At 67.2% G+C, this 7096-nt stretch carries 6 protein-coding genes and 1 pseudogene; 1 reads left to right on the forward strand and 6 read right to left on the reverse strand.

Going from position 1 to position 7096, the window contains the following annotated elements:
• The 6 genes and pseudogenes from PHD22_RS15600 to PHD22_RS15625 all read right to left on the reverse strand — a co-directional run.
• A pseudogene (locus PHD22_RS15600) lies at positions 1-734 on the reverse strand (hypothetical protein); the annotation flags it as partial.
• A gap of 7 nt (positions 735-741) precedes the next feature.
• A complete protein-coding gene (locus PHD22_RS15605) occupies positions 742-1983 on the reverse strand; it encodes a hypothetical protein (RefSeq protein ID WP_299868924.1) in 1242 nt (413 codons plus the stop codon).
• 75 nt (positions 1984-2058) lie between these two features.
• A protein-coding gene (gene prfB, locus PHD22_RS15610) for a peptide chain release factor 2 (RefSeq protein WP_299868927.1) occupies positions 2059-3163 on the reverse strand; the annotation gives its coding sequence in 2 pieces (ribosomal slippage) (positions 2059-3081 and positions 3083-3163; 1104 coding nt in all).
• A 70-nt stretch (positions 3164-3233) separates the two neighbouring features.
• On the reverse strand, positions 3234-3833 hold the full coding sequence (locus PHD22_RS15615; protein ID WP_299868930.1) for a hypothetical protein: 600 nt from the start codon (positions 3831-3833) through the stop codon (positions 3234-3236).
• 75 nt (positions 3834-3908) lie between these two features.
• Positions 3909-4631: a pseudouridine synthase gene (locus PHD22_RS15620; protein WP_299868938.1), complete on the reverse strand. Its 723-nt coding sequence runs from the start codon at positions 4629-4631 to the stop codon at positions 3909-3911.
• Between the two features lie 601 nt (positions 4632-5232).
• Entirely contained in the window at positions 5233-5952 is a 720-nt protein-coding gene (locus PHD22_RS15625) for a pseudouridine synthase (protein ID WP_299868932.1), read from the reverse strand.
• Positions 5953-6253: 301 nt separating this feature from the next.
• Here PHD22_RS15625 and PHD22_RS15630 point away from each other — a divergent pair, with 301 nt between their 5' ends.
• Positions 6254-7033: a nitrate- and nitrite sensing domain-containing protein gene (locus PHD22_RS15630; protein ID WP_299868935.1), complete on the forward strand. Its 780-nt coding sequence runs from the start codon at positions 6254-6256 to the stop codon at positions 7031-7033.
• Positions 7034-7096 lie beyond the last annotated feature (63 nt).

Here is a 7096-nt window from a genome sequence, read left to right on the forward strand (position 1 = left end):
GTGACCCGCTGGGCCTCGATCTTGTTCACCGCGCGCTGGAAGGCCGCATCCACCCGGGCCAGGCGGGATTGGGCCAGCCCGATGCGCTGTGCCACCCGGGCCAGGTCGAAGGAGACGTCCGGGTCGGCGAGGAGCTCAAGGAGGACTCCGGTGCCCTTTTCGATCCACCGTACATTGGCGGACAGCCGGCGACGGGCGTCGGCAATGAGGAACTCGGAACCGGAGGCGATGGCTTCCTCGAAGTGCCAGGCCAGGTCATTCAGCTTGCCCAGCAGGTGACCCAGGGCTTCCGGAGTGACGCTGCCCACCGCCTGCAGGCCGGCCAGCTGGGCGGTGAGGAAGCCCAGTTCCAGATCGTCCGCGGCGCTGAAGCTGACCAGCATGCCGATGGCTGCCACCGCATTGCGACCCAGATCGGAGAGGGCGTACTGGCCGTCTTCGCCGATTTCCAGCAGGCCATTGCCACGGAGACGGCGCAGCACGGTTTCGAGCTTGACCGGGTCGAGGAAGGCGAAGCGCTGGCGCAGGCGCTCCGGGCCCCAGCGCGGGGATTCGGATTCGCGGCCGATCTCCTGCAGCACCAGCAGGCGCATCAGCACCTCGGCCTCGCTGCCGTGGAACAGGGTGCTGAAGGCAGCCAGCAGGGCTCGGGCGCCCAGCAGGGGGGCCAGCTCCGGCACCTCATCGGCAGCCACGCCGGGGGCCAGCAGTTCTTCCAGGCGGACTTCGTTCATGAAAGGTTCAGCGGAACAGGGCGAGGGCGGCAATGCGCCGGTCGATTTCGTCGTTCATCTTCCGGTAGGCCGGCGCATCCACGCCGCCGAAGCGGCGCTGGAATTCGACCTGGGTCATGGATTCGGGCAGGTCGCTCACCGGTGGCAGCAGGGCTGCATCGGTGAGTCCGGCGGCGAGGGCCGCGGCGAGTCGGTCCGGGTTGCCAAGGATCATTTCCCCGAGGCGGGTGCCAGCCTTGTCGGCGGCCAGATCGGCGAAGGAGAAACCGCTCCCCTTGAGGGCGTCCTCGACTTCCTTGTAAACCCCTACGGCACTGGCCAGCGGCTCGCCCGCCCAGGCGGCCAGGGCGGCGGAAATGACGAAATGCTGGGCCAGATCTTCCCGCCCCTGCAAGGTCAGGGTGAGGGGACGGGGGCGGGGCCACTGACGGGCTTCCGGCAGGAGGGCGGAGACGTTCCGCCCGGACAGCTGCAGGGCCGTGACCAGGAGTATGTCCCGGTAGGCATCGCTCCGCTGCGTGCCGGTGTGCCGCTGTCCTGCTTCCTGCAGCAGGGGGCCCAGGACGTCGGCGATGGATGCCCGGTTGCTGGCGGGGATTTCGCTGATGCGGTTTACCAGGCGGAGATGCGCCTGGCTCAGCCGCTCCCGATCGATGGGTGTGAGGGCCAGGGCACGGGCGGTTTCGGTCAGGCCCGGCTGCCACCGGTAGCGCAGCTGAAGCCGGCCTTCTTCAAAATGGACGGTTTCGATGGCGTTCCGCAGGGGCGCGAGCTCTTCTCCCAGGCGCTGGCGCTGCAGGTAGGTTTCGATCAGGGAGGACATCAGGGCGGCGGGCACGGGAATCTGCCCGATCCGTGTTTCCACGAGGGCGGCTTGCCCATTCTCATCCGCCAGACGGGCCGTGACGTTGAGGAAGTGGGAGTCTCCCAGGGGGCGGGTATAGCGGATCTCGGCGCCCCCTTCGTAAAGGTTCAGTCCCACATGGCCGGGGACCCCCTTGCTCGCCACAAAACCCAGCAGGGCCTGCAGGTCGCCCGCCAGGATCCAGGTCTGACGGACTTCGCCCTGTCTGAGCTTGCGTGGATCGTTGGCCCGCAGAAGGGCCTGGGCCCGTTGCATCGTTTCCAGTGGCAATGCCTCCGCCTGGCCGGCGAGGGGCACATCGTCCACCGCCAGCACGACCACCAGAAGGGCGGCAGCAACCAGCAGGGTGACACCGGAGATCAGCCAGGAAAGGAGTCGGAGCATGAGATGCGGGGAAGGTGGAGGAGGCCGGGAATGAAGGGCATGCCTTCCATCCCCGGCACCCGGGGGCAGCGGGCTTCAGACGCCCTGCTTGAGGCTGGCCTGGATGAAGCCGTCCAGGTCGCCGTCGAGCACGGCCTGGGTGTTGCCAACCTCATGGTTGGTGCGCAGATCCTTGATGCGGGACTGGTCGAGCACATAGGAGCGGATCTGGTGGCCCCAGCCGATGTCGCTCTTGGAGTCTTCCAGCTTCTGCTGCTCGGACTGGCGCTTGCGCAGCTCCAGTTCATACAGGCGGGCCTTCAGCATCGACATGGCTTCCGCCCTGTTCTTGTGCTGGGAGCGGTCATTCTGGCACTGGACCACAACGCCGGTGGGTTCGTGGGTGATCCGCACTGCCGAGTCGGTCTTGTTGATGTGCTGGCCACCCGCGCCCGAGGCGCGATAGGTGTCGATCCGCAGGTCGGCCGGGTTGATCTCGATCTCGATGGAGTCGTCCACTTCCGGGAACACGAACACCGAGGTGAAGCTGGTGTGGCGACGGGCGTTGGAGTCGAAGGGGCTTTTGCGGACCAGGCGATGGATGCCCGTCTCGGTGCGCAGGAAACCGTAGGCGTAGTCGCCGCCCACCTTGATCGTGGCACTCTTGATGCCTGCCACTTCACCTTCGGACTCTTCCAGCAATTCCACCTGGAATCCCTTGCGCTCGCAATAGCGCAGGTACATCCGTTCCAGCATGCCTGCCCAGTCCTGGGCCTCGGTACCACCGGCGCCAGCCTGGATCTCGATGAAGCAGGCGTTGGCATCCATCGGATTGTTGAACATCCGGCGGAATTCCAGTTCTTCCACCCGCGCCTCGACGGTGGCCACATCGGCCTCGACGGCCTGCATGGTGTCCTCGTCGTCTTCCAGCGAGGCCAGTTCGAACAGATCCTTGCCGTCGGCGATGCCTTGCTCGATGGTGTCCAGATTCAGCACCACCGCTTCGAGGGTCTTCTTTTCCTTGCCGAGCTCCTGAGCCCGGGCCGCATCGTTCCAGATGTCCGGATCTTCGAGCTGCTTGCTGACTTCGATCAGCTTTTCCGCTTTGCTGTCGTAGTCAAAGATACCTCCGAAGTTCGAGCTCCCGGGCCTTCAGGTCGGCGAGCTTGTTGGAGATGGCGTTAAGACGTTCGGCTTCCATGGTCGTGCCCCTGGCTGGTTCGGGAAAGCCGGGCATTATACCTGTCACCCGCCTTCCGTGCGGACCAGGGTCAGGAGCTGCCTTTCTTGCAGGCTTGGTAGCGGCTGCGGCAGCGGTTGGCACACAACTGCTCGGCGGACTGCTCACCGCGGGGGCAACTGGTCAGGCAGCGGGTGCTGGCATTGATGCAGCTGGTCAGGCTGGTGTCCGGTTTCAGGCTGTCCTGGCGGGAGGCCGGCGGGAGCGTGCCGTCCTTGCGGACAGGTAGTTGCAGGCTGCCCCGGCTCCTCATCCCGCCCGCATGAGTCAGCGTGTAGGTCCCCTGCAGGAGGCGCTCGGTGCATTGGCCATCGATTTCCAGGGTGGCGCCGTTGCCGAGCCTGGCGGTCATCCGGCAGTCCTGATGTGCTCCCCGGTTGCCGCTGACCGGGCCGCTCGATGCCAGGGGCTTTTCCGTGACGGCCTGGCCGCTCAGACGCCTTTCCGACTCCGACAGCTCGATCCGGATCGGCAGGGGAGGCTCCTGGGCGTCGGGGACCAGGGCGCCCTCGTAGACCGTGGGGCTGGCGGCCAGCCCTGTAAGCGGGGCCAGGCCGGCCACGGTGAGGGCGAGCAGCAGGCATCGGGTGAGGGTACCGGGAGACAAGACCATGGCGTTTTCCTTGCGCATGCACAGGCTGCAGGTGGTTCGGGCTGGCGTTCGTGCCGGGCGCCCTGAGTGGTGCCTGGCACGGAGCCGGGTTGATCAGAAGCGCTCGTCCGGGCCCAGGTAGCGCCATTGGCCCGGAGGCAGGTTGCCAAGCATCACGCGGCCGATGCGGAGCCGCTTGAGCCCCACCACCTTGAGACCCACCAGCTCACACATCCGGCGGATCTGGCGTTTCTTGCCTTCCCGCAGCACGAAACGCAACTGGTCCTCGTTGAGCCAGCTGACCTTGGCCGGACGCAGGGCTTCGCCGTCCAGGGACAGGCCGTGGTTGAGCAGGGCCAGCCCTTCCGCCGAAAGGCTGCCTTCCACCCGCACGTGGTATTCCTTTTCGATGTGGGAGTCGTCGCCGATGAGGGATTTGGCGATCCGGCCGTCCTGGGTGAACACCAGCAGGCCGAGGGAGTCGATGTCGAGCCTGCCTGCCGGTGCCAGTCCGCGATGGTGGGTGCGCAGGTAGCGGGTCTCGGAGGGGTCCTCGGCCCAGCGGTTTTCCTCGGTGATCAGCACGCTGGCGGGTTGGTAGCCGTCCTCCGCCTGGCCGGAGACGTAGCCGACCGGCTTGTTGAGCAGGATGGTGACGCGACGGTCCTGGGCCACCTGGCCACGGCGGTCGAGCTCCACCTCCTGGTCGGGTTTGACCCGGGCGCCCAGTTCGCTGATCACGCGGCCATCGACCCGCACCCAGCCCTTTTCGATGTATTCGTCGGCCTCCCGGCGGGAGCACAGGCCCAGCTCCGTCATCCGCTTGGAGAGGCGGATCGAGCCGTCGTCGCGAAGGGGGGAGGGTGTCGGGGTGGGGCGGGGCTCCCCCGTCCACTGCTTGCGCTCGTGGCGGGGCGGGCGGGCGGGCGCCTCCGGGCGGAGCCCCGGACGGGCAGCTGGCTGCTCCTTGTCATCCCGCCGGCGGGAGGGGGCGTCACCCTCCCCGCGGCGTGGCCGTCCTTCGGTCGTGCGTTCGCCGAAGGGCCGTGGCGGGCGTTCGCCCTGGGGGCGGGGGGGGGGCGGTCACCCTGGGGCCGGTCGCTCCGGTCGGAGCGCCCTTCAGTCTTGCGTTCGCCAAAGGGGCGAGGGGGACGGTCGCCTTGTGGCCGTGGGGGGCGGTCACCTTCCGGTCGGGGTGGGCGCCCGCCCTGGGGCCGCTCACCCCGGCCGCGTTCTTCGTTACCCGCCGCCCGACCGGGGCGGCGCGGCGTCTCCACATTGGCCTGCTCTGGGTAGGAGGCCTTGAGGCGTTTCTTGAACGGCTGGGTCGTGGTGGCGGTATCGGCCGGGGGGCTGCTGCGGGGCTTGAGCTTGAGGGTGCCTTCCTGGGTGGGGAGGGCCGGGCGGCGGCGGAGCGTATCGGACATGGTCGGCTCTTTCAGGCGGAGGGGTGCAGTTGTTGGAGGTCGGCGGCCTCCAGGTAGAGCCATTCACCCTCGGCCAGACTGGCCAGGGGCGCTTCGCCCAGGGCGAGTCCGCCGAAGCCGTGGCGGTGCAGGTGCTCGACATGGTTACCCGCGGCAGCGATCATGCGCTTCACCACGTGGTACTTGCCCAGGTCGAGGCTCATTTCCAGGGTGTATTCGTCGAGCAGTCGGGCCGTGAGGGCCTGCACCGGCCTGGGTTCGTCGAGCAGGCTGACCCCGCTGAGCAGGCTGTGCAGCAGGGCCTCGTTGCCCGCTTCGGCCAGTCTGGCCCGGTAAACCTTGGGGACATGCTTCTTGGGAGAAGACAGGGTGTGGATGAAGGCGCCGTCGTCGGAGAACAGCAGCAGCCCGGTGGTGTCCACGTCCAGCCTGCCGACGCTCTGCACATTGCGGGTCACGAGCGGGTGGGGCAGCAGGGAGTAAACACTGCGGTGATGCTTGGGTTCGTGGGAGCACTCGAAGCCGGCGGGCTTGTGGAGAGCCACGTAGGTCTTCTCCCGGTAGGTCCAGGTTTCACCTTCCACTTCGAAGACGAGACCGGTGGTGGGTATGTCAGCGTCCGGTTCATCGATGATGTGACCGTCGATGCGGACTTTGCCCAGCTCGACAAGCTGCCGGCACTGGCGGCGGCTGCCGAAGCCCTGGTTTTGAAGAATGCGTTCAAGTTTCACGGGGGACTGGCTTGTCTGAAGATTCAACCGTCCATTATCGACCTTAGAGGTCTCCTGCGCCAAGGAAGAGTGAGGTCCCTTTCCGGGGCCGGATGTGATTTCCTTGGGGCGGTTTGTGACAAAATTTAAAGAAACGCCGGGAGAGTCGACGATAATGCGGCGCGCCAACCCTGGCCCCCGTTTTACGGAGTGACTCCTTGAGCTTGTCCCGATCCCTTGCCGGCACATGTGTTCCCGTGGCCTGGTCCTTCTTCCCCACTGGGGCAAATCCGTCTGCCATTGCGGTCCTGCGGAGCATCTGATGGGGGGCGCAGCACAGCCGGCCACCCCGGCCGCCAGGGATTTTTCTGCCGCCTGCCTTTTTGCTGGAGAGTTGCTGGCGCTCCTCCGCGTCGTCCAGCGCCATCGGGGCCTGTGCGCCGGGCCAGGCGGCGTCCCGGAGCCCGGTCCGGCCCGGGCTGCGGCGGTGAACGTGGGGCGGGCCCTGGCGCGTTGCCAGAAGACCTCTGCCAGCCTGCCGCCTTGCCGGCAGGAGCAGGCCTTTCTGGCAACCCTGGCGGCCGACTGGCGGGCCCTCCGGGATCATTGGCCCCGGCTGCTGCCAGAGCAGGTCTTCCTGCGTCACACCCGTCTCATCGGTGAGCTCCTGCGGCAGGTGGAGAAGCTGGCCCAGCACTGGCCGGGGGTGGATCAACGGGGTCACAGCCTGACCACCTATGCTTGTCATCTACCCGCCCTGGCCGAGGCCCTGGGGCAGATCCGCGCCCTCGGCTGCGCCATTGCTGCAGAGGGGGGCTGTCCGCTCCTCAAGCGTACCCGGCTGCTTTATCTGTGCTCCGAGGTCCAGGCTCATCTGGGCGCGGCGCTGCAGGGCCAGGGGGAGGGGGCGCCGCCGATCGAGGCCCGGGTCGCCCGCACTGCAGCCGAAGGGCTGGTTCATCGGGTCCGCGCCGAGTTCCTGCAGGACCGGGTGGCGTATCCGGTTGCCGAGTTTTACCGGGGAGCCACCGAGGCCATCGATGCCGTGTTCACCTGGATTGAACTGATGGCGGCCGTGTGGATGGAAGGAGTGCCCGAGTGAGCCCCTGCCGGTGCACCCATCTGCGCCTCGCCACCACCGGGGGACTGTCCGACCCGGTCGATC

The organism is Zoogloea sp., assembly GCF_028693495.1.
Taxonomy (GTDB): Bacteria; Pseudomonadota; Gammaproteobacteria; order Burkholderiales; family Rhodocyclaceae; genus Zoogloea.